Raw genomic sequence first — 23985 nt, 5'->3', positions numbered from 1 at the left:
TCTTCTATGCACGTCGAATTGTATTTTTTTATCTTATTTTAGGCATTTATTACTTCTTTTTTTACATCTGGTAAGCCTTTTAATAAATTTTCAGCAATCGTTAACCACTTCGATGTCTCTAGGCCATTTGTTTTCATAACAATTTTCAATTGTGATCCTTCCATTCCTAAACCGATCATACGTCCAAAACTATTTCCGAGCATGAATAATTTTCCACCATCAATATTTTGACTTGCTTGTTCAGAAAACAGGAATGTTACTTCAAATTTATTCTGCTTAATTAATTCAATTTGTTCTTTCATTGCCAACACTTTAATATTTGCAATTTGTAATAAATAACCAACTTCTTGTGGATAATCGCCAAATCTATCGATCATTTCTTCCTGCAATTCTTCAATATCCTCAATTGCAGAAACACCTCTAAATTGTTTATACATCATAATTTTTTGCTTACTATCTGAAATATAAGCATCTGGTAAGTATGCATCTACCTCTAAGTCAATTTCAACATTAACTATATTTTCAGCCCCATCTGTTCCTCTACGCTGTTCAATTGCATCTTTTAACATTTGAGAATATAGATCAAATCCGACAGAATCAATAAATCCATGCTGTTCTGCCCCTAACAAATTACCTGCTCCACGAATAGATAAATCTCTCATCGCAATTTTGAAACCAGATCCAAGTTCCGTGAACTCTTTAATTGCTTGTAGACGCTTCTCTGCAACCTCTGACAGCACTTTGTCACGTTTATATGCAAAGTATGCATATGCAACACGATTAGAACGTCCAACACGCCCACGAAGCTGATACAACTGTGATAATCCCATACGATCTGCATCAAATACAATTAACGTATTTACATTCGGAATATCTACACCCGTCTCAATAATTGTTGTACTTACAAGAACATCATGCTGTCCTTCTAAAAATGATAGCATAACAGACTCTAATTCGCTTTCGTTCATTTTCCCATGTGCGTACGTTACGCGGGCATCTGGAACTAACATCGAAATTTCATCTGCTTTTCTTTCAATATCCTCTACACGGTTATATAGGAAGTAAACTTGACCACCTCTTGCAAGCTCTCGCTCTATCGCCTCTCGCATTAACGCTGGATTATACTCGACTACATACGTTTGGACTGGGAAACGATTTTCTGGTGGTGTCTCAATAACAGATAAGTCGCGCACACCAAGCATAGACATATGAAGCGTCCGCGGAATCGGAGTTGCCGTTAATGTTAATACGTCAACATTCGCCTTCAATTGTTTAATTTTTTCTTTATGTGTCACACCAAATCTTTGTTCTTCATCAATAATAAGAAGCCCTAAATCTTTATAAGTAACATCTTTAGATAAAATACGATGTGTTCCGATTACAATATCTACTGTTCCATCCTTTAAGCCCTTAATTGTTTCATTTTGTTGTTTCCTCGTACGGAATCTACTTAATAAGCCTATATTGATTGGATAATCTTGAAAACGCTCTCGAATTGTTTCATAGTGTTGCTGCGCAAGAATCGTTGTCGGTACTAAAATTGCAACTTGTTTTTCATCCATAATCGCTTTAAATGCCGCACGAATAGCCACTTCAGTCTTTCCATACCCTACATCACCACAAAGGAGCCTATCCATCGGGCGTCCGCGTTCCATATCTTTTTTAATCTCGTCAATAGAACGTAACTGATCCTCTGTCTCTTGGTATGGGAAAGATGATTCGAACTCTTGTTGTTCTGCCGTATCTGGCGTATATGCATAGCCTTTTGAAGCTTCGCGCTCAGCATATAGTTTAATTAGGTCATCCGCAATGTCTTGTACAGATTTTTCAACTTTCGTTTTAACCTTTTTCCAATCATTCCCACCTAATTTGTAAACTTTCGGATCCTTACCTTCAGATCCTACATATTTTTGAACTTGATCAATTTGTTCAATTGGAACGTATAGCTTATCATTACCTTGATATTTAATATTTAAATAATCTTTATGAACACCATTAATCTCTAATGTCTCAATACCTAAAAATTTACCTATACCATGATTTACATGAACTACATAATCTCCAACTTTTAATTCCGAATAACTTTTAATACGTTCAGCATTCGATAGCTTTTGTTTACGTTGTGATTTTTTAACTTTCTTATGAAAAAGCTCCTTTTCAGTAATGACAACAAGCTTTTGCATCGGCATTTCAAATCCTGCATGTAAATCACCTACAGCAATTTGTAACCTTCCAGGCAATAAAATATCTGTACCTTCTACAATATCTGCCTCAATATCATAATCACTTAAAATATGTTGTAATTTTTTCACACGTTCATCATCTGTTCCGAGTACAACAGTCGTAAAATGCCCTTCATTCCATCTATCAATTTCTGTTTTTAACAAATTCATCTGTCCATGGAAATCTTGCATTGTTTTACATGTTACATTAACAATATTTTGCGGATGTGTGTGTGCGATATGACGCAAGAATAACGTTAAATATACAAAACTTCTTTTTTTATGATGAAGAAACCCCTCGAATGGGTGAGAGAAAGATAAATCTTGAATAATTGTTCCTTCACCAAGAAGTGATATATACCATTCCGCCTCTTCTGTTTCAAGATGTGATGCTGTTTCTTGAATACGGGAAATCTCATCTAAAATTACAACACCATCTTCTGGTAAATAATCTATCAGACTAGCAGGTTCTTTATAGAAAATAGATAAGTATTTAAACATCTGTTCTATACTTTGCCCGTTTTTCAACACCTCAATTTCATGACTTACCGTCTCAAGCACTTTAGTCTTTAGTTTATCATCAGAAAGTTTTTGCATCGTCTTAGTCAAGCCTTCTTCAAGATGCTGAATTCCTGATTTTAATTCTTCCTGTGAAAATAAAAACTCTGTTGCCGGACCAAACCTAACGCTTTCTTTTTTACCTTGAGAACGCTGTTCATCCACATCAAATAATCGAATAGAATCGACTTCTGTATCAAAGAATTCAATACGAAATGGTAGTTCTTCAGTTAAAGGATAAATATCTAATATTCCCCCACGCAAACTGAACTCCCCTGGAGCTTCTACCATCGACTTACGTTCATAGCCAATATGATGTAAAGTATGCAAGAGCGCATCTAAATCAACCTCTTGCCCTAGATTGATTTCAACTTGCTTTTGCTTCCACAATTCTTTTATTGGTAAAAATCTACGCAATCCTGCCACTGGCGCTACAATGATTCCATTCTCTCCCGCAGCCAAGCGATTTAACACTTCTATACGTTGCGCCTTCAATTCTGGACTTGCAACTCCAATTTCCGATGCTATCAGTTCATTCACTGGATATAACCACACATCTTTTTCACCAAGTAACGCCACTAAATCTTCATGTACTTTTTGTGCTTGGTATAAGTTATGTGTCACGATTAATTGTGATTTTTTTGTTTTTTTATATAAAGCCGCCATTAATAATGAACGAGAAGACGTTGCCATCCCTGATATAAGTTGTTCTTTTAACCCATCTTCTAACCCATTAATAACCGATTGTATCTCTTCATTTTTATAAAATTGCTCTAATAAACCTATCATTTTTAAAACTCCTCTCAACATAAAGAGCAAGTCATTCTATTTTATGCAAATATTTTGGAAAAAGAAAACAGAAAAATGCTTTGGACATGCCAAAGCGACAACATTTTATTGCAGAAATTTTTCATACTCATAATACTCAGGATAAGATGCGAGCGTTTCTTGACACGATTCACAAATCGTTTTTATATATATATTTCCATTCTCATGAAAATGAATCATTTCTACTACTTCTTGCTCCGTTAGTTGAAATAAAACGTCGCTATATACTTTTTCTGCGTTAATGGAGCCTACATTACCTCCGCAGTGTCTGCAATAATAATACCCTTCCATACTAGCCTCCTAAAAATTCAATTACTACTAGTATGGGTAAAACAAAAGAGAAATATTCCCAATCTCATTTTTAACTATTGAAAGTATTCATGATTTGAAGAAAAGGCTTATTTAGCCACTCTTCACATGCATCCGCTGCTTTTTCAATAGAATGGTTAACATCCGGAATCTCTTCAGATGTAAAGCGTCCTAATACATAATCGACTACCTTCATTCCATTTTTCGGGCGATCAATTCCCATACGGATACGTTGAAATTCTTGTGTTCCTAAGTGCGAAATCGTTGACTTTACACCATTATGTCCACCGGCACTACCTTTCATGCGAAGACGCAATTTACCTACAGGAATGTCTAAATCGTCATACATAACAACGAAGTCCTCAACATCAATTTTATAATAATCCATGAGTGGACGAATACTTTCCCCAGATAAATTCATGTATGTTAGCGGCTTTAATAAGATTACCTTTTCTCCATTAACAAACCCTGCACCAAATACACCTTTAAATTTTTGTTCATTCAAAGAAATGTTCCAACGCTTTGCAAGTTCATCAATGGCCATAAATCCAATATTATGCCTTGTTAATTCATATTCTCTACCTGGGTTCCCAAGTCCTACTATCAATTTCATTCTTGTACCACTACTTTCTTTTTTCGATACGAAAAGACGTAACCAATTTTGGTTACGTCTCATTCTATCCAATTAATTGAATAATACACTCACAGATTCTTCTTCGTATACACGAATGATTGCTTCTCCGATTAATGGAGCAACTGAAAGTTCATGTACTTTGTCGATTTTCTTCTCTTCTGGTAATACGATAGAGTTCGTTACAACTAACTCTTTAATATTTGAATTTTGAATACGCTCAATTGCTGGACCAGATAATACTGGGTGTGTACAGCAAGCATATACTTCAGAAGCACCGTTCTCAACAAGAGCGTTTGCTGCTAATGTAATTGTACCAGCTGTATCAATGATGTCATCAATTAAAATCGCTGTTTTGCCTTCAATATTACCGATAATATTCATTACCTCTGAAACGTTCGGGCGAGGACGACGCTTATCAATAATAGCGATTGGCGCTTTTAGACGATCTGCCATTTTTCTCGCACGAGTTACACCACCATGATCAGGAGACACGATTACGATATCTTTAAGACCTTTTGTTTCAAAGTAATCAGAAAGAATCGGTACACCCATTAAGTGGTCGATTGGGATATCAAAGAACCCTTGAATTTGTGGAGCATGTAAATCTAGAGTGATTACACGAGTTGCACCTGCTGTTTCAAGCAAGTTTGCTACAAGTTTCGATGTAATTGGTTCACGAGAACGCGCTTTACGGTCTTGACGCGCATAACCATAGTAAGGAATAACAATATTAATTGTTTTCGCAGATGCACGTTTTAATGCATCGATCATAATAAGTAATTCCATGATATGTTCGTTTACTGGGAAGCTTGTAGATTGAATAATGAATACATCGCAACCACGGATACTTTCTTCAATGTTAATTTGAACTTCTCCATCACTAAAACGATCAACAGAACATTTTCCTAGTCCTACTCCAATATGCTTTGCAATCTGCTCAGCAAGTTCCTTATTAGAGTTTAAAGAGAATACTTTCAAATTAGAATTTAGATATTGAGTCGACATCTAGATTAACCCTCCACATTATTATGATTTTTTCTTATTCAGCAATTGATCAACATAGTCTTCTTTGTTAACTTGACGTGCACGTGCTACCGATAATGCTTTTGATGGAACATTCTCTGTAATTGTAGAGCCTGCCGCCACATAAGCACCATCTTCAACTGTTACTGGAGCAACAAGGTTTGAATTACATCCAATAAATACCCCATTACCAATCACAGTTTTGAATTTATTCTTACCGTCATAGTTCACCGTAATTGAACCACAACCAAGATTCACGTCTTCTCCAACTTGTGCATCCCCGATATAACTCAAGTGTGAAGCTTTACTTCTATTACCAAAGACAGTTTTTTTGATTTCCACGAAGTTTCCAACGCGTACTTCGTCTCCAATAACTGAATCTGGGCGAATATGTGCAAATGGACCAACCGATACTTCTGTACCAAGCTTACTATCATGTACAGTAGATTGTCGAATTGTCGTACGATCTCCAATTTCACTATCGCGAATTACTGTATGCGGTCCAATTTCACAATCAGAACCAATTACAGTGTTCCCCTCAATAATTGTTCCTGGATGAAGAACTGTATCGCTACCGATAATTGCATCAGCAGAAATATAAGTGTTACTTGGATCAATAATTGTAACACCATTTACCATGTTCTTTCGGTTGATACGATTTTTCATAATAATTTCCGCTTGCGATAGAGCGACTCTGTCGTTAACACCTAACGTTTCATCGAACTGCTCTGTTTGATAAGCTGATACGATATGACCTTCATTTTTTAAAATCTCAATAACATCTGGAAGGTAATATTCACCTTGCACGTTATCATTTGAAACTTTAGAAAGTGAAGCAAATAAAGCCTTATTATCAAAACAATACGTACCTGTATTGATTTCTTTAATAGCTAATTCTTTCTCATTTGCATCTTTATGCTCAACAATCTTTTCAACATGACCATTCTCATTACGAACAATACGGCCATATCCAGCAGGCTCTTCTATGTATGCTGTTAGCACCGTCGCCATTGCTCCTGCTTCTTTATGTTGCTGAAGTAATGCTTCCATTGTTTCAGCAGTTATTAGAGGCGTATCACCACAAATAACTAAAGTTGTTCCTTCTTCATTTGCAAGTACACTTGCAGCTTGATCTACAGCATGTGCTGTACCAAGTTGTTCTGCTTGTAATGCAAATTCACTTACGTTCCCTAGCTGTTCTTGTACCATTTCAGCACCATGTCCAACAACCGTTACAAGTTTCTGCAATCCTAATTGAGATACTTGATCGACTACGTGTTGTACCATAGGTTTTCCACATACAGGATGCAGCACTTTGTATAGCTTAGACTTCATACGTGTGCCTTTACCTGCAGCTAGAATCACTGCAAATCTGTTTGACATATAGACCCTCCATCGCAACCTATTTATCCATTAAAGATATTATCCTAAATCATCATATATTTCAAGAAACACATTTTAACTATTAAATTTTACCATAATTCTTATAAGATGTTTTACTCTTTAGTATCTTTTTTAAGAAATAAGCTATACTATTTAAAATGATTTTGAAAAAATTAGTAGTTTCTTCTTTTTATGTTAATAAATTATGCAGTTTCCAAATATAAAGCAAAAAAAACAAACTCCTGTAAATGCTTACAGGAGTTTGCTACAAAATTATAAGGCTTTTTGTCAAAAGCCCTTTTCATTCGAATTTTACGAAGCACCTGCTTCTTCAAACTCAACCTCTTCTAACTCGCCTAAACGATGATACTCTGTTAAAACCGCATCTTGAATTTTAGAGCGTGTACCAGAATTAATTGGATGTGCAATGTCACGGAACTCTCCATCTGGAGTACGTTTACTTGGCATTGCTACAAATAATCCATTATTACCATCAATTACACGAATATCATGAACAACAAATTCATGGTCTAGAGTAATAGAGGCAATTGCTCTCATGCGGCCTTCTGTGTTTACGCGGCGTAATCTTACGTCAGTCACTTCCATCTTGTGTTCACCACCCTTTTCTAAATAAGCGATATATTTGTATAAATTCCACAAATTTTCTATTTTCCCTTTAATTTTTTAAAAATTTTTAAGATAAAAATTTTTAATGTAGTTGAATATAGAGATTAGTAGAGGTTATCGCTTACAAAAGGTTACTTAACTAGGGCGATTACTTCAATTTCAACGGAAACATCTTTCGGTAATTTTGCTACTTGCACACAAGATCGAGCTGGTTTATGAGTAGAGAAATAAGAGCTATATACTTCATTCACAGCATTAAAATCATCCATGTCCTTTAAAAATACTGTTGTTTTTACGACTGTATCAAATGAAGCACCTGCTTCCTCTAATACCGCTTGTAAATTTTGAAATACTTGTTCTGTTTGTACTGTTACATCTCCTGTTACAAGCTCCCCATTTGCCGTCAATGGAATTTGTCCTGAGCTATAGAACATGTTATTTACAATAATCCCCTGTGAATAAGGTCCAATTGCTTGTGGTGCCTTGCTTGTTTGAACAACTTTCATACTTTTCACCCTTTTATTATTTATTTTACTCTTTAAAAATAGTGTACGAAAGGCAGTTTGTCCACCTATTTTATAATCTATAAATAAAATAAAAAAAGATAGAGCTATCTGCTCTATCTTTTATTCCGCCTCTACAAGCCCTTCATCAAATGGCGCAAGAGAATAATTCCCTTTTTCCACTTGAATCGTTTTTTCTTTCACATCAACTTCCGATAGACGAATTAATGATACAAAATTATTAATTAATCGTTCTTCAATATCTGTGGATTCTACTAATACACCAATACCAACAACATTAGCCTTGAACTCTTCTAACATACTCATCATACCTTGAATTGTTCCGCCAGCTTTCATGAAGTCATCAATAATTAAAACATTCGACCCTTCTGGAAGACTGCGTTTTGCTAACGTCATTGTTTGAATTCGTTTAGAAGAACCCGACACATAGTTAATACTAACAGTCGGACCTTCTGTTACCTTATTATCTTTCCTTGCAATTACAACTGGTACATCTAAGTAATTTGCCACTGCATAAGCAAGTGGAATCCCTTTCGTTGCCACCGTCATAACTGCATCAATTGGTTGCCTAGCAAAAACAGAAGCAAACAAACGACCTGCGCCATTAATATGGCGAGGATTACTCAATAAATCTGTCATGTATAAGTAACCGCCAGGCAAAATACGATCTGGGTTTTCAAATAAGCCACAAAGCTCATCAATAATTAGATCTGCCTCTTCTTCACTTATATACGGTATATATTTCACTCCTCCTGCTGCTCCTGGTATCGTTTGCAATGTGCCGACCCCTTGTTGTTCAAACGTTTGCTTAATAATAACTAAATCTTCACTAATGGAAGACTTAGCCGATTGATACCTTTCAGCAAAAAAAGTGAGAGATACTAGCTGACGAGGGTTTTGTAGCAAGTAATAAGTCATATCGACTAATCTTGTACTTCTTCTAATTTTCATACTCTCACCTCAAATCACGAATATTCTAAACAAATCATAACTTATTATACGTCTTTATTCAAGCGTTTCTCGCTCTCCTAATAAACGTACCGCATAGACTTGTTCACAAAATCCTTTTAATCCGTTATAAATGCGATGCATTCGTGAATCATGGTGTACAAGTCCGAATACAGTTGGACCACTTCCACTCATTAATACAGCATCCGCTCCAAATCGCTTCATCTGTGATTTAATACGGGCAACTTCAGGATGCATTCCAAATGTTACATCTTCTAAAACGTTACCAACAGTATCACAAATTCCTTTATAATCACCAGAATTTATGACATCAACCATTTTATCTACATTTGGATGTGTAACTCGATTTAACTTTAAATTTCCATACACATCAGCAGTAGATACACCTATATGTGGTTTCGCTAAAATAACCCAACAAGAAGGCGGAGTCTTTATATGCTCAATTTTCTCTCCTCTTCCAGTGGCAATTGCTGTGCCTCCGTATACACAGAACGATACATCTGATCCAATTTCTGCGCCAAGCTCTGCTAACTCATCAATTGTAAGCCCTAAATTCCATAATTTATTAAGACCACGTAATGTCGCTGCTGCATCACTACTTCCACCTGCTAATCCAGCTGCTACTGGAATCGTTTTTTCAATAGTAATAGATACACCTTTTTTTACATTAAACTTCTCTTTTAATAATTTCGCTGCCTGATAAGCTAAATTTCGTTGGTCGTCTGGGACATACCGATTATGGGATAAAATTTCAATACGGTCTTCTGCTAATTCCGTTAGTTCTAGACGATCTGCTAAATCAATGGTTGTCATAATCATTTTCACTTCATGATATCCGTCTTGTCTTTTTCCCAGTACATCTAACGACAGATTAATCTTTGCTGGTGCTTTCACTAGTAGCTTCAATCTATTCACCCACTCTATGTACTCAATCTTTTATCGTTTATTTTACCATAAATTTATAGTAAGACGATGACACTTCCCTAATTATAACGAAAAGCATTCAGAATGAAACTACTTATGTAAAATGATGGCACCTTTTAGAGTACAAAAAGCCGAGGAATGTCTCCTCGGCTACCGTAGCATAGAAAGTATCTTACAACTACTGGTTTCGTTTCATTAATTGCTGTTCTGCAATTTCTATAGCACGTTTCACCATGTTACCAGCATCTTTCGCACGAATTCCGCCCCATCCTTCTTTCTGAACAACATCATAAAAGCCAAGCTCTTTTGCTAGCTCTTCTTTAAATTGGTTTGACATGACACCTCTTCGTCTACTCAATGCAGAGTCCCTCCTTATTTTGCTACGGTATAGTTAGTATGCAAAATAATATAGCTTTTCATTTATGGGAATATATGTAATGATGTACGGATTATAAAATGACCTCATTATGAGGGTCTCCATAAAATGTTAACTCTACTGTCTCTGTTAAAACATCTGCATAACTATAAGATACACGTTGCAACGCATCTTCTTGTTGATCTAATTGTACAACAAAAACGGAACGGTATGTTTCTGCTAGTACACCTGATTGCTCCACAGTTTTTCTTCTTCCACTATTTGCTTTTAACATAAGTCGCTGTCCAAGATGGTGATCTAATTCGCTTTTAATTTCATCTAAACGTTTTGACATATACTTCGCTACACCTCGCTGTAATTTAGATTGAACACTTAAAGCACGATATATCTATCCTAATTATTAACCGCGATTCACAGCTAATATCATCCTGCGTTTGAATAGATAGAAGAAATACTATATTGTAAAAGTATCATTACGTAGTCTGCACGTTCTTACCTCTTTTTATCCAAATTCATTTAAATCCTTCCATACAAAAAAGCAAGATACATATGTATCCTGCTTACTCTTCGTAATGTTGAAAAGGTAATCCCGTTCGTAAAATCCCTCTCGTTTCAATTCCACCTAGTCCCTTTTCACCAGTAATTGTATTACGTACGACATCCCATACATTGACTCTCTCCATAAATGAAGTAAAACTAATTTTACCAACTACATATACAGGATCTAGTGCATGAATATTAATTCTAGATGGTGAACTAGCGAAATTGGCCCCTGCACGAATTAGTGCCTCAAAATGTGATTGACATGCCCCAGCAAAAATAACAAGTTGATCCAATGATGGATATTTTTTTCGCACTTCACGAACAGCCTGTACAAAATGTCTTGAATGCCTATATGCCGCTAAATCTCCCTTCACTCCTTTTGATTTTGTATATGCATCATGCCCTGTAATAACGAGAATGTCTGGGCGAAAGTGATCTATTAAGTCTACTACTTTTTCATGCATCTCCGTTTCTTTACAATGAATACCTTGAACAGGAACGCCAATTTTATTATATAAATCTAAGCACTTGCGCAAATATAAAGGGTCTCCATCTATATGCAATACACGTCCCGGCATTTGAAAATAATTCACCTCACTTGTGTATCCACCAGTTGAAGTATGTTCATGTCTTTGTTTCATCAGTACATAATCTTGTTGAAACAAACGATACGTGCGCTCCATTGTTTCTTTCTCACGCTTCACCCTTTTTTTATGTTCTCTTTGATCTATACTAATTAAATCTTCAAGCGGCGCATCCGCCACCAGTCTAATTTCCTCTCCAAACAATATAGCTATCTCACCTTTTATTTCTATAATACGAAAAAGAATATCCCTCTTATGAGAATATCGTTCCACTAATTCTCCAACATGCAAAACCATTCTCCTACCTCCAAACTCATTAGGCCATCTTACCTGTTTTTAAAGTATGAATTTAGGGGAAGAAAGGTGACAAAAGGGACAGTTCAACTTGAACTGTCCCTTTCATATTCTTATGATAATTTATGAAGAACTAATGCATTACTTAATGTTGCAAACTCTTCAATAGATAGCGTTTCACCTCTTCGCTTTGGATCAATTCCTACTTCTGTTAAAATTCGATCCAATAACTCCTTATCTTTTTGGAAACCATTTAAATTATTTGATAAATTATTCATTAAAGTTTTACGGCGCTGTGCGAAACTTGCTCGTACTACTTCAAAGAAGAACGTTTCATCTGTTACCTCTACAACCGGTTTCGGACGCTTTAGAAGGCGAATAATTGCAGAATCAACATTTGGCTGTGGTACAAACACTGTACGCGGTACAGTCATAACTGTTTCAACCTCTGTATAATACTGAATAGCAATCGATAAAGAACCATACTCTTTCGTTCCAGGTTTAGCAGCTAAACGATCTCCAACTTCTTTTTGCATCATAACAACAAATCCACGAACTGGTAACTTTTCTTCAAGCAATTTAAATAAAATTGGCGTTGTAATATAGTATGGTAAGTTAGCTACTACCATTACATCTTGCCCTTCTTCAAATTGCTCATTAAATACTTCATGTACATCTGCTTTTAGTACGTCTTTATTAATAACTGTAACGTTACCATATGGCGCTAACGTCTCATCTAAAATTGGTAATAGTCTTTGATCAATTTCAAAAGCCACTACTTTTTTAGCACGCTTTGCTAATTGCTCTGTTAATGCACCAATACCTGGTCCAATTTCAATTGCACCACTTTCTGAACCAATTTCTGCATGATCGACAATACGATTTAATACATTTGTATCAATTAAAAAGTTTTGTCCTAAACTTTTTTTGAATGAAAATCCATACTTTTCAACAATGTCTTTTGTACGATTTGGCGTTGCGATATCCTTCATTTTTTTTCCTCCTGTATTACTTGCTTATAAGCTTCTGCAAATGATTCCTTTGAAACTTGAAACATCTGTAATCGTTTATGTAACTGTTTTGCATTTGTATAACCAATCTTTAATAGCTTACCCATTCTTTCTCTGCGGCTCTTTGCCATTTCTCCGCCCACTAAGCCTGCATCGACTAAATCACTCCAACTAATTTCACTTGTGTAAGCTTCCATTTCTTCATGTATATTCTCTAGAGCGCGGCGAATCGACTCATTAGAAGCGTGTTCGATCCCAACACCCTTTTTCCTTTTAGCAAGCGCTTCTTCCTTCGGTAAAAAGGCATGCTTACAGCCAGGAACCTTGTCAGAAATAATTTTTCGAATACGCTCTCCAGGATAATCCGGATCTGTGAAAATAATAACGCCCCTTTTTTGCTGCGCTAATTTAACTTGCTCAATAACATGATCACCGATTGCTGAACCGTTCGTTTCAATTGTATCCGCATCAACAGCACGCTTAATCGCAACTGTATCATCTTTACCTTCTACAACGATAATCTCTTTTATTTTCATGCTTGCCTCCACACTCATTTCGTCTCTACTTAGTAAAACAAAAAAATGACGACTTTTCCATTATTATTTTCCCCATTCTTATATTTTAAAAAATAGAATAGAAAAATCTTTGTTCTCTGTCCTTATTGTAACACTTCATCATTCACATTTATTTTCTTCATCACTTCTACTAGTTTTTCTCAAAATAAAAAAGAACAGGTTTCCCCATTCTTTTTTATTCAACACCAAATAAAACTTTTGCATTTTTAGTTGTCATTTCTGCTACTTCCTCATAAGAAATTCCTTTTAAATTCGCAATTTCTTCTGCTACGAGTTTTACATAACTCGGTTCATTTCGTTTCCCTCGAAATGGATGCGGTGTTAAATACGGACAATCCGTCTCTATTAACAATTTCTCTAATGGAATCTCCGTAGCAACCTCTTTCGGCTTCTTAGCGTTTTTAAATGTAACTGGTCCACCTAACGAAATTAAAAAGTTCATATCAACACATCGCTCTGCTACCTCTACGCTGCCGCTAAAGCAATGCATAATGCCTCCTACTTCAGCTGCATTCTCTTCTTCTAGAATATCAACAATATCTTGAGTTGCATCGCGGTTATGTATAATAATCGGCAATTTTACTTTTTTCGCTAATGCAATTTGTTTACGGAATACTTCTTTCTGTATTTCTTTTGGAGACTTATCCCAGTGATAATCTAAGCCCATTTCTCCAAGTGCAACGACTTTAGGATGAGAAGCAAGTTCTTCTAACCAAGCTAAATGTTCTTCTGTCATGTCAATTGCATCAACTGGGTGCCACCCAACCGCAGCGTAAATAAAATCATAAGCTTCAGCTAATTCCATCGCCTTTTTTATCGTTACTTCATCAAAACCAACAACAACTGTATAAGTAACTCCCGCTTCTTTCATTCGGGCAATAACCTCTTGCAAATCTCCTTCGAATTGCTCTGCATTCAAATGTGAATGTGTATCAAACAACATAATACATAACTCCTTTTATATTGAAATCAAGTTTATTCTACAAAAATAAGTTCTTTAATAACTTAACGATAACAATACTACAATCTTAATGCAAAAATAGAGAGTGTAAAAAGAAAAAAGACGCTTCACACATGTTACACGTGAAACATCTCTTTTCTTGTCTTAATTACTTGATTTTTGTACCATTTGGTAGATTCTGGTCAATTGATGCTAATGACAATACGCCATTCTCTTCACCCGCTAAAATCATACCTTGCGATAATTCACCGCGTAATTTTACAGGTTTTAAGTTTGTTACACAAATAACCTTTTTACCTTTTAAGTCTTCCGGCGAATAGAATTTTGCAATTCCAGAAACAACTTGACGCTTTTCTGTACCTAAGTCTAGTTGAATTTTTAACAGCTTGTCTGCTTTTTTCACAGGTTCAGCAGATAGTACTTCAGCTACGCGTAATTCTACTTTAAAGAAATCATCAATTGTAATTTCTTCTGCCTTCGGTTCTTCTTCTTTTTTCTCTTCTACTTTAGGAACAGAGCTTTTCATTTGTTCTTTAATGTACTCTACTTCCACTTCCATTTCTAAACGAGGGAAAATTGGGGTTCCTTTTTCTACTTTTGTTCCAGCTGGAATGCAGCCAATTGTAGATAGACTTTCCCAAGATTTATGAGCTTCATCAGTAAGGCCAAGCTGAGCAAACATCTTGCTTGGTGCTACTGTTAAGAATGGCATAAGCATAATACCTGTTTGACGAAGTACTTCTGCTAAATGAGCCATTACAGAGGCTAACTTTTCACGATCATTCTCATCTTTTGCTAATACCCATGGTTGTGTTTCATCAATATATTTATTCGTACGACTAACTAGTTGCCAAATAGATCCTAACGCTACAGAGAACTCCATATTCTCCATTGCTTCTTCTACTTTTTTCAAAGTATCTTGTGCAAACGCTACTAACGTTTCATCAAATTCCGTCACATTTGCTTTAAATGCAGGGATTTCTCCGTTAAAGTACTTATCAATCATAGCTACTGTACGATTTAATAAATTACCTAAGTCATTTGCTAAGTCGAAATTAATACGCTCCACAAATCCTTCTGGTGTAAATACGCCATCAGATCCAAATGGAACTTCACGAAGTAGGTAATAACGTAATGCATCTAATCCGTAACGATCGATTAATGTAACTGGATCTACTACGTTTCCTTTTGACTTACTCATCTTTCCATCCTTCATTAAAATCCAGCCATGAGCAAAGACTTTCTTCGGAAGAGGTAAATCTAATGCCATTAAAATTATCGGCCAATAAATTGTATGGAAACGAACAATTTCTTTCCCAACTAAATGCACATCTGCAGGCCAGAATTTTTTATATTTCTCTTCATTTGCTGTTCCATAACCTAACGCCGTAATATAGTTAGATAATGCGTCAACCCATACGTAAATAACGTGTTTTGGGTTACCAGGAACACGAACTCCCCAGTCAAATGAAGTACGAGAAACTGCTAAATCTTCTAATCCCGGTTTAATAAAATTATTAATCATTTCATTTTTACGAGACTCCGGCTGAATGAAATGTGGATTATCTTCATAGAACTTTAATAGTCTGTCGACATATTTACCCATTCTAAAGAAATAAGATTCTTCACGAACAAGTTCTACATCATGACCACTATCTGGGCTTTTTCCTCCAACTACTTTGTCGCCTTCCATAATTGGATCTACTAATTGATGCTCTGTATAGAACGTCTCATCTTGTACAGAATACCAACCTTCATATTCATCAAGATAAATGTCACCTTGATCTACTAATTGTTTAAAGATTTTTTCGACAACATCTTTATGACGATCTTCAGTTGTACGAATAAAATCATCATAAGAAATATCCATCTTCTCCCAAAGCTCTTTAATTCCTGCAACAATGTTATCAACATATGCCTGTGGCGTAATATTTAACTCTTCTGCTTTCTTTTGGATCTTCTGTCCATGCTCATCAGTTCCTGTTAAATAATGCACATTATAACCTTGCATACGCTTATATCGTGCCATCGCATCTCCTGCTACTGTCGTATAAGCATGTCCAATGTGTAATTTTCCACTTGGATAATAAATTGGGGTAGTAATATAAAAGGACTTATTTTCCTCTGTCATTGTTTTGGACCTCCCGAATAACCTCATATGTATTTATAAACAGTATATCAAAAACTCATATATAAAGTGAAACTTTAATCAGTAGGGTTTTTGTTCCTCCCCACTAATTATTAGCCCACGTTAATTGGGCTTTTACGAGCAGCCCAAATCTAACTTATCTTCTTTACGCCAACCTAATTTTCAATTTAGGTCTTAATGCTCAATATCTTTATCATCTATTGCTCATATTTCAAAAAAATATACAATATCCACTTTTAATTTATTATTTTTTCAGAAAATAATAAATTAAAAGTGGAATTTCCTCTCAATCTATTATATATAAGAAATAAGAAATCTATAAATCTTTTTAAAAAATATAGAATTTAAGAATTGACGGAAATGTAAATGATTGGTATCATATGTCCATAGGGTATTTTGTCGAAAAATGACGAATCTAAAAATAGACTCGAAACTTATAAACTATTTATTTAGGAGGAAAAAAATTATGAAATCTACTGGTATTGTTCGTAAAGTTGATGAATTAGGTCGTGTAGTAATTCCAATCGAATTACGCCGTACTTTAGGTATTGCAGAAAAGGACGCTCTTGAAATCTATGTTGATGACGAAAAAATCATCTTAAAGAAATATAAACCAAACATGACTTGCCAAGTAACTGGTGAAGTATCTGACGGTAACCTTTCTTTAGCTGAAGGTAAAATCATCTTAAGCAAAGAAGGCGCTGAGCAAATCTTAAACGAACTTCAAGATTATATCGAAACAGCAAAATAAGCTTCTCAATTATGAGAAGCTTATTTTTTATCGACATGATAGATTTGATATACATCTCTTTTCGACAAATCTCGATCTTTAGCGACTGTTTTAATCGCTTCTTTTGAATTCATACTTTTTTCATTTATATAATATTCAATATGATCATATACCGAAAGAGATTCCCACCATTGTTCTTCTGGAGCAGGTTCTTCTGTTGAACCAGCTACTAAAATACAAAACTCACCACGTACTTCATTTTGCTTCGTCCACTCAATTGCTTCTTCGATTGTTCCTCGAATAAATTCCTCAAATTTTTTCGTTAACTCTCGACATAATACAATCTCTCTATTTCCCAACACTTCCTGCATCGAAATTAAAGTATCATCTAAACGATGAGGTGCTTCATAAAACATCATTGTAGTTTGTACATAACGAAGCTTTTCTAACTCCATCTTCCGTTCCTTTTTGTTTCTCTGCAAGAAACCATAGAAATAAAACTGCTTTGTTTCAAGACCGGATGCAATTAATGCTGTAAGGGCTGCATTTGCTCCAGGAAGCGGAATTACATGATATTGCTCAGCTACTGCCTCAACGACAATATCGTAACCTGGATCAGAAATACACGGCATACCAGCGTCACTAACAAGTGCTACATTCTTTCCATCCTCTAATTTCTCTAATAGTTTCTTCCCACTTACTTCTTTATTGTGCTCATGATAACTCGTGACAGGTGTTTCAATTTCAAAATAATTACAAAGTTTTTTCGTTTGTCTCGTATCTTCAGCAGCAATTAAATCAACTTCTTTTAAAATTCGGATTGCACGAAATGTCATATCTTCTAGATTTCCAATAGGAGTTGGTACTAAATATAAAACTCCCTTTTCATTTTGTTGAAAGCTTTTTTGTTGCCACATAGCGTTCTCCTTTTTGCATATATGCCTCTTTTTGTTTTCTCGTTAATTGCTTAAAGTAATACTCCGCTTGCATAGCTGTACGCTTATCATCGTGGGCCTCTACATATTTTAAAACGACAGGAAGCCTGACGCGTGTATACTTAGCCCCTTTGCCGCTATTATGAGTCTGAATTCTCTTTTCTATATGGTTTGTATATCCAGCATAATAACTTCCATCAGAGCACTCTACCACATAAAAAAAGTGCTTATTCTCCTCCATATAAAATTGAACGTAGCTCCTTTGTATATTCGTTATTGTTCTCATATACAACGAGAGGCGGTAAAATTTTCAAATCTGCATTTCCATCCTTAATTCCTTCAATTAACAATGTATTTGCTTCTTTTCCAACCTTAGGATAAACAAATTGCACACGCTTTGGTTCAATTTTATATTTACGCATTAATGTGACAATGTCTAGTAATCGCCCTGGACGATGTACAAACGCTACTTTCCCACCTTGTTTTACTAACTGACTACTTGCAGATACAACATCTTCTAATGTACACATAATTTCATGACGAGCTATCGCTAAATGTTCATTCATATTTTTCTCTGAAGTTTGAGGTGTTTGAAAATATGGTGGATTACATGTAACAACATCATATTGATGACGCCCAAGTTTCTCTGGCATATCTTTCAAATCTCCATGTATGAGGTGAATTCTTTCTTCCAACCCATTGTATTGAACACTTCTTACTCCCATATCATATAAGCGTTCTTGAATTTCCACACCAGTAATATTTCCTTTTGTTCTTGTACTTAATAGAAGGGGAACAACCGCGTTACCTGTACACAAATCAAGTAAATTTCCCTTTTGAATTGGTACCCATGCAAAATCTGCGAGTAAAACGGCATCTAAAGAAAAATTAAATACTGATGGGCTTTGTATAATCTTCATGTCTTGTGCTAATAAGTAATCTAAACGTTCATCTTCATATAAATTCATATACTGCTCCTTTTCTTACCCTTAACCTACCCTATTTCATGTATAAAAAATTACCTTTCCAATTATAATTGGAAAGGTAATTTCACTTTTTATTTAAGAATGAAAGACAGAACAAACAATCTCCCTCTTTACGTACACTTCCATAATGTAGATTGCAAATATGAAAACCTTCTTGATATAGTCTCGCTAAATTGTCATAGCCTTCACCAATATCTGTTTTCGGCTTCACTTCTTTACGTTTTTGAGTTTTTTGTTTTTCTTTATTCTGCACTTCTTCAAAACGGTGTCGCAAATTGTTATTTTCCATTTTTATATGCTGGTTTTCTTCCAACAACTCTGCAAGATGCTGTTTTAACTCTCCCAACTGTTTATATAAATGTCCAATTTGCTCTTCCATACTAGAAACCGATTCAAAAATATCTTTTTTCTCCACAAGCACCCACCTCATTAATCTGTGGTTTGACTCGAAACGACCCCTTTATTCACTAACTCATCTAACGTATATTCTACTATCCGTTCCTTGTCTACTAGTTCCACTTGAATTAATCTTTCTAAAATATTTAATCCGATAACACGGCCAGTACCATGCGGGGTTTGTATACGTTGATCTAAATCAGGAAGTTGTTCCTTTGCTGCCTCATATTCATCATTCTCATATTTTAAGCAACACATTAAGCGACCACATAAACCAGAGATTTTTGCAGGATTTAATGATAAATTTTGATCCTTTGCCATTTTAATGGATACAGGTTCAAAATCCCCTAAAAAAGTAGAACAACAAAGCATACGACCACATGGACCAATACCACCTAGCATCTTCGCTTCATCACGAACACCAATTTGTCTTAGTTCAATTCTTGTTCTAAAAATTGCGGCTAAGTCCTTCACTAGTTCGCGGAAATCGATCCGACCATCCGCAGTAAAATAGAAAATAATCTTATTACGATCGAATGTATACTCTACATCTACAAGTTTCATATCAAGATTATGCTCTACTACCTTTTGTTGACAGACTTGATATGCTTCTTTGGCAGCATGTTTGTTCTCTTCAACAATGGTACGATCATTTTCATTTGCAATACGAATAACCTTTTTTAGCGGTAATACAACATCGTTTTCATCAACTTGTTTTTTGGTAATAACTACTTTTCCGTATTCAATACCTCTTACCGTTTCTACAATGACAAACTCATTTTCAGAGATATCGAACTGGTTTGGATCAAAGTAATATACCTTTCCGGCCTTCTTAAAGCGAACACCTACTACATCATACAAAACGGTCATCCCTCCTGCAACCGCAACACTAACTGTTCGAACACAAGCTGCGCATTTACATTAGCGTTGATTCTATTTTTTGCCTCTAATATATTAAAGAGAGCTGATACAATGCGCTTCTGAGCATAGGAAAACGATTCAAACATCTCTTTCTGCTCATGAAAAACAAGACGATCTTCTTCTCCAAGTTGAACATATAATAAATCCTTATAAATAAGGAGTAACATATCTAAACCTTGCTGTAATTGTTCTTTCTCTCCAAAGTGTTTTCCCCATTTTTCTTGTACAAAAAAAATAGAGGTTTTATCTTTTTCGAGCGCTTCACATAATTTTATCACTAAAGCTCGTGCTTGTGCAAACCATTCATCACTACATAAAGCTAAAGCTTCATCAAAACTATTTGTAAGTTGAGCAGCAAGTGTCGATAAAGATGCTGTAATCCCTTCATCCTGTAATCTTCTAATTAAAGATTCCGTAGGTAACGGTCTAAACGTAACAACTTGGCAGCGAGATAAAATCGTATTTAAAATTTGATGACTTTGTTCAGTAAGTAAAATAGCAGTTGTATCACTACTTGGTTCTTCTAAAAATTTCAAAAGTGTATTTGCCGCATTTGCTGTCATACGATCTGCGTGCTCAATAATATATATTTTTTTATTTGCCTCTAATCCTGTTTTGGAAAACTCTTCTTGTAAATCATGAATTTGCTGCTTCTTAATAGATAATCCGTCTGGTTTTACAATATGTAAGTTAGGGTGGTTACCTGAATCAATTCGCTTACAGTTTGTACATACATGGCAGGGCTCTACTCCATTCCGCTCAGAACAGAGGAAACTCTTTGCCATTTGAATTGCTGTCGCAAACTTTCCTGTCCCTTTCCCTCCCTCTAACAAGTAAGCGTGGGATATACGCTCTTTTGCAATGCTATTCATCAACATTTTTACACCGATGGGTTGTATAGCAGAAAGCTGCTCCCACGTCTTCGTCATAATGCATACCTCACTTATTTCATTCTTTCCTTCTATTATAACAATTTATCTTCTATAATCTGAACAACTTCTTCTATAAGTTTTTCCATCGGTTGATCAGCATTTACCAATACAATACGATCCGAGAAACGTTCTACAACTTGTAAATACCCTTCGCGCACACGTTTATGGAAAGAGATATCTTCCATATCTAGTCGATTTACTTCACGTCCTGCATCTTTTTCAATCCGAGCCAAACCAACCTCAGGCTCAATGTCTAGATAAATTGTTAAACTAGGCATACAGTCCTCTGTTGCGAAACGATTTATTTCAAATACCTTATCCATACCCAATCCTCTTGCATAGCCTTGGTATGCTAAAGAGCTATCTATAAAACGATCACATAACACGAGGTAGTTCTCATTAAGTGCTGGCATAACTTTTTCTACTAAATGTTGTCTGCGCGCAGCAGCATAAAGAAGCGCTTCTGTACGTGCTTCCATCATCGTATATTCTTGTTTATGTAAAATCGTCCTAATATCCTCAGAAATTGCAATACCGCCTGGTTCCCTTGTCGCCATTACCTTCTGTGCTTTTTGTTCAAAATATGGCAATAAGCTTTTAATTAACGTTGTTTTACCTGAACCTTCTGGGCCCTCAATTGTTACAAATAATCCCTTCATCCTAAAACCTACTTTCTATATCATACACTTTCATATATTTCGTATTACCTTGAAAACGAGCTCCTGCTCTTTCTAAATACATAATTTGCTCTTTATGCTCTGAAGTAATTCTCTCTCCATACATAATTAATGGAATTCCAGGTGGATACGGAATCACCATTTCCGCCGCTATCATTCCAACAGCCTCTTCTATAGATACTATCTTTGTTTCATATCCGTCTAGTTGTTTATACGTATACGGTAAAAGAGAGAATTCACCATTATAAGTATAACGAATAGATTCCCTGTTGTCTTTCACCTCATAATGTTGCAATGCTACTCGGATCATCTCTATAACCTTCATATATCCCTCATTTACTTGTAAGGGTAAAATAAATAGGACATTGTACGGATCAGCCATCTCTGTATATATACCGACCTTTTCAAATACAGACTGTAATTCGTACCCTGATAACTGACAACGAGTTTGTACGGTGACCTTTAACTCATCTTGCAACGGATATTCTAAAATGGTGATTTGGGGAATAGAACGTAATTGTTCCTTAAATCTTCGTAAAAACTCAACAATTTCACTGTGACCTTCTTCTTTTATACGCGCCATTGTAAAGCGTGCTATATCCAAGGAAGCCATAATTGGATACGATGGACTACTAGATTGTAGCATACTTAAATAAGTAGTAACCTTATCTTCGTCTACTAAATGACTATTTATATGTAAATAGGAACCCATTGTCATTGCGGGTAATGTTTTATGTGCAGAATGAACTACAATATCTGCACCATATGTTAATGCTGACTTCGGAAATGGTTCTCCCAAACATAGATGTGCCCCATGTGCCTCATCTACCAAAACAGGGATTTTATGTGCATGTGCAAAAGCGATGCTTGCCTCTAGATCCATCCCCATACCATAATAATTAGGATGCGTTAAAATAAGTGCTTTCGCATTTGGATACTTTCCAATTGCGTTCTTAATAATTTCATTACGAACTCCCACTGGTACGTTATAAGCTTCATCAATCCATGGATCTAAAAAAATGGGATTTGCTCCCGCAAGTTTTAAACCATTAATAATTGATTTATGACAATTTCTTTGTACAAGAACAATATCATGTTCCCCGCAACAAGACAAAATCATTGCTAAGTTCCCGACTGTTGAACCATTAATTAAAAAATAACTTCTCTTTGTATTATAAACTTCAGCCAATAATTGTTGTGCCTCATCTATACATTCAAACGGACTATGCAAATCATCTAGTCCTGCTAATTCAGTTACATCAATAGATAGAATACCTTTAAACTCTCTTATTGCCTCCTGAGGGAAGTTTAAACCATTCTTATGACCAGGAACATGAAAGGATAACGGCCCTCTTTCTTTAAACTCTATTAACGCCTCATATAAAGGCATACGATTTTGATTCATCTACATCTCTTCCTTATTATTCATTCTCTATCTATTATACAGAACAAAAAAAATAATAGGCATATGCCTATTTAAAAATATGATACTTCTAATTTTCGAAGCTGCTTTAAATAATATATATATTTCGGATCATCTGTCTCTGTATTCACCATATCCTTTTCACATTCATGGCATATTAAATTATTATAAACATATATACCTTCTTTTCTTTTTGTCTCACAAACAATACAAACTTCACTTTGTAATTTCATAATCTTCCCTCCCTATTTAAGTGAACCTATTTTATACTTCTAATCCTTAACAATTTACAGAAAAATATACACCCATCTTTTATATAATATGATTAACTCTTGGGCAACGTGTTTGTATTTCCATTACTTCTTTCCCATTCTTTTTAACAATACAAAAAAACACAAGTCAAATGACTTGTGTTTTTAGTTGCTTGGCGACGTCCTACTCTCACAGGGACAAGGTCCCAACTACCATCGGCGCTAGAGAGCTTAACTTCCG

General features: G+C 35.4%; 26 protein-coding genes. 1 reads left to right on the top strand and 25 read right to left on the bottom strand.

The genetic code is table 11. From position 1 onward, the window contains the following. Window positions 1–38 precede the first annotated feature (38 nt). The 16 genes from mfd to metG form a co-directional block, all read right to left on the bottom strand. Entirely contained in the window at window positions 39–3569 is a 3531-nt protein-coding gene (gene mfd, locus ACS2QP_RS25395) for a transcription-repair coupling factor (RefSeq protein WP_438882961.1), read from the bottom strand. A 105-nt stretch (window positions 3570–3674) separates the two neighbouring features. Beyond that, complete coding sequence (locus tag ACS2QP_RS25390) at window positions 3675–3899, bottom strand: anti-sigma-F factor Fin family protein (protein ID WP_000399438.1); 225 nt, start codon at window positions 3897–3899, stop codon at window positions 3675–3677. 70 nt (window positions 3900–3969) lie between these two features. Then, window positions 3970–4530 carry an aminoacyl-tRNA hydrolase gene (pth, locus tag ACS2QP_RS25385; protein WP_000767702.1) on the bottom strand — a complete coding sequence of 187 codons (561 nt, stop codon included), beginning with the start codon at window positions 4528–4530 and terminating at the stop codon, window positions 3970–3972. A 72-nt stretch (window positions 4531–4602) separates the two neighbouring features. Beyond that, a complete protein-coding gene (locus ACS2QP_RS25380) occupies window positions 4603–5556 on the bottom strand; it encodes a ribose-phosphate diphosphokinase (protein ID WP_000107420.1) in 954 nt (317 codons plus the stop codon). Between the two features lie 21 nt (window positions 5557–5577). Next, window positions 5578–6957 carry a bifunctional UDP-N-acetylglucosamine diphosphorylase/glucosamine-1-phosphate N-acetyltransferase GlmU gene (glmU, locus tag ACS2QP_RS25375; RefSeq protein ID WP_000071039.1) on the bottom strand — a complete coding sequence of 460 codons (1380 nt, stop codon included), beginning with the start codon at window positions 6955–6957 and terminating at the stop codon, window positions 5578–5580. A 312-nt stretch (window positions 6958–7269) separates the two neighbouring features. Then, a complete protein-coding gene (gene spoVG / locus ACS2QP_RS25370) occupies window positions 7270–7563 on the bottom strand; it encodes a septation regulator SpoVG (protein WP_000454041.1) in 294 nt (97 codons plus the stop codon). 152 nt (window positions 7564–7715) lie between these two features. After that, window positions 7716–8090: a RidA family protein gene (locus ACS2QP_RS25365; RefSeq protein WP_000869815.1), complete on the bottom strand. Its 375-nt coding sequence runs from the start codon at window positions 8088–8090 to the stop codon at window positions 7716–7718. A 120-nt stretch (window positions 8091–8210) separates the two neighbouring features. Next, window positions 8211–9059 (bottom strand): pur operon repressor, encoded by an 849-nt coding sequence (gene purR, locus ACS2QP_RS25360; RefSeq protein ID WP_000702466.1) that lies wholly within the window; start codon window positions 9057–9059, stop codon window positions 8211–8213. 54 nt (window positions 9060–9113) lie between these two features. Further along, window positions 9114–9983: a 4-(cytidine 5'-diphospho)-2-C-methyl-D-erythritol kinase gene (gene ispE, locus ACS2QP_RS25355; RefSeq protein WP_000772104.1), complete on the bottom strand. Its 870-nt coding sequence runs from the start codon at window positions 9981–9983 to the stop codon at window positions 9114–9116. Between the two features lie 196 nt (window positions 9984–10179). Beyond that, the gene (gene sspF, locus ACS2QP_RS25350; protein ID WP_002094215.1) at window positions 10180–10359 is read right to left on the bottom strand and encodes an acid-soluble spore protein SspF; all 180 of its coding nucleotides are present in this window, start codon (window positions 10357–10359) and stop codon (window positions 10180–10182) included. A gap of 91 nt (window positions 10360–10450) precedes the next feature. After that, window positions 10451–10711, bottom strand: coding sequence for a biofilm formation stimulator Veg (veg, locus tag ACS2QP_RS25345; protein WP_000044347.1), 261 nt, complete (start codon window positions 10709–10711; stop codon window positions 10451–10453). 226 nt (window positions 10712–10937) lie between these two features. Beyond that, window positions 10938–11801 carry a sporulation peptidase YabG gene (yabG, locus tag ACS2QP_RS25340; RefSeq protein WP_000242868.1) on the bottom strand — a complete coding sequence of 288 codons (864 nt, stop codon included), beginning with the start codon at window positions 11799–11801 and terminating at the stop codon, window positions 10938–10940. A 110-nt stretch (window positions 11802–11911) separates the two neighbouring features. Next, a complete protein-coding gene (gene rsmA / locus ACS2QP_RS25335; protein ID WP_438882960.1) occupies window positions 11912–12790 on the bottom strand; it encodes a 16S rRNA (adenine(1518)-N(6)/adenine(1519)-N(6))-dimethyltransferase RsmA in 879 nt (292 codons plus the stop codon). Next, entirely contained in the window at window positions 12787–13344 is a 558-nt protein-coding gene (gene rnmV / locus ACS2QP_RS25330; RefSeq protein WP_000692835.1) for a ribonuclease M5, read from the bottom strand. The genes rsmA and rnmV overlap by 4 nt, the downstream gene beginning before the upstream one ends. A 214-nt stretch (window positions 13345–13558) precedes the next feature. After that, window positions 13559–14326, bottom strand: coding sequence for a TatD family hydrolase (locus ACS2QP_RS25325; RefSeq protein WP_000895851.1), 768 nt, complete (start codon window positions 14324–14326; stop codon window positions 13559–13561). Window positions 14327–14492: 166 nt separating this feature from the next. Then, window positions 14493–16475, bottom strand: a complete 1983-nt coding sequence (gene metG / locus ACS2QP_RS25320; protein WP_438882959.1) for a methionine--tRNA ligase — start codon at window positions 16473–16475, stop codon at window positions 14493–14495. Window positions 16476–16959: 484 nt separating this feature from the next. Between metG and ACS2QP_RS25315 the strand changes: the two genes are divergently transcribed. Further along, complete coding sequence (locus tag ACS2QP_RS25315) at window positions 16960–17244, top strand: AbrB/MazE/SpoVT family DNA-binding domain-containing protein (RefSeq protein WP_000843036.1); 285 nt, start codon at window positions 16960–16962, stop codon at window positions 17242–17244. Between the two features lie 20 nt (window positions 17245–17264). On the opposite strand, the gene rsmI is transcribed toward ACS2QP_RS25315, so the two are convergent. The 9 genes from rsmI to ACS2QP_RS25270 form a co-directional block, all read right to left on the bottom strand. Beyond that, entirely contained in the window at window positions 17265–18140 is an 876-nt protein-coding gene (gene rsmI, locus ACS2QP_RS25310; protein ID WP_000267821.1) for a 16S rRNA (cytidine(1402)-2'-O)-methyltransferase, read from the bottom strand. Beyond that, on the bottom strand, window positions 18109–18399 hold the full coding sequence (locus ACS2QP_RS25305) for a GIY-YIG nuclease family protein (protein ID WP_438882958.1): 291 nt from the start codon (window positions 18397–18399) through the stop codon (window positions 18109–18111). Before ACS2QP_RS25305 ends, rsmI begins: the two co-directional genes overlap by 32 nt. Beyond that, window positions 18386–19126 carry a tRNA1(Val) (adenine(37)-N6)-methyltransferase gene (locus tag ACS2QP_RS25300; RefSeq protein WP_438882957.1) on the bottom strand — a complete coding sequence of 247 codons (741 nt, stop codon included), beginning with the start codon at window positions 19124–19126 and terminating at the stop codon, window positions 18386–18388. The genes ACS2QP_RS25305 and ACS2QP_RS25300 overlap by 14 nt, the downstream gene beginning before the upstream one ends. An 82-nt stretch (window positions 19127–19208) precedes the next feature. Beyond that, entirely contained in the window at window positions 19209–19559 is a 351-nt protein-coding gene (gene yabA, locus ACS2QP_RS25295) for a DNA replication initiation control protein YabA (protein WP_000412063.1), read from the bottom strand. Between the two features lie 14 nt (window positions 19560–19573). Beyond that, window positions 19574–20401, bottom strand: coding sequence for a PSP1 domain-containing protein (locus tag ACS2QP_RS25290; RefSeq protein ID WP_000272429.1), 828 nt, complete (start codon window positions 20399–20401; stop codon window positions 19574–19576). 5 nt (window positions 20402–20406) lie between these two features. Further along, window positions 20407–21390: a DNA polymerase III subunit delta' gene (gene holB / locus ACS2QP_RS25285; protein WP_000169561.1), complete on the bottom strand. Its 984-nt coding sequence runs from the start codon at window positions 21388–21390 to the stop codon at window positions 20407–20409. 35 nt (window positions 21391–21425) lie between these two features. Beyond that, a complete protein-coding gene (gene tmk, locus ACS2QP_RS25280; protein ID WP_000677218.1) occupies window positions 21426–22052 on the bottom strand; it encodes a dTMP kinase in 627 nt (208 codons plus the stop codon). Between the two features lies 1 nt (window position 22053). After that, window positions 22054–23475, bottom strand: coding sequence for an aminotransferase class I/II-fold pyridoxal phosphate-dependent enzyme (locus ACS2QP_RS25275; protein WP_326235420.1), 1422 nt, complete (start codon window positions 23473–23475; stop codon window positions 22054–22056). A gap of 71 nt (window positions 23476–23546) precedes the next feature. Then, a complete protein-coding gene (locus ACS2QP_RS25270; protein WP_000776278.1) occupies window positions 23547–23726 on the bottom strand; it encodes a sigma factor G inhibitor Gin in 180 nt (59 codons plus the stop codon). Between the last annotated feature and the right edge of the window lie 259 nt (window positions 23727–23985).

The sequence above is a fragment of the Bacillus cereus group sp. Bce019 genome, from assembly GCF_051781745.1.
Lineage (GTDB): Bacteria > Bacillota > Bacilli > Bacillales > Bacillaceae_G > Bacillus_A > Bacillus_A cereus.
This window is presented reverse-complemented; position numbering and strand designations above follow the sequence as displayed.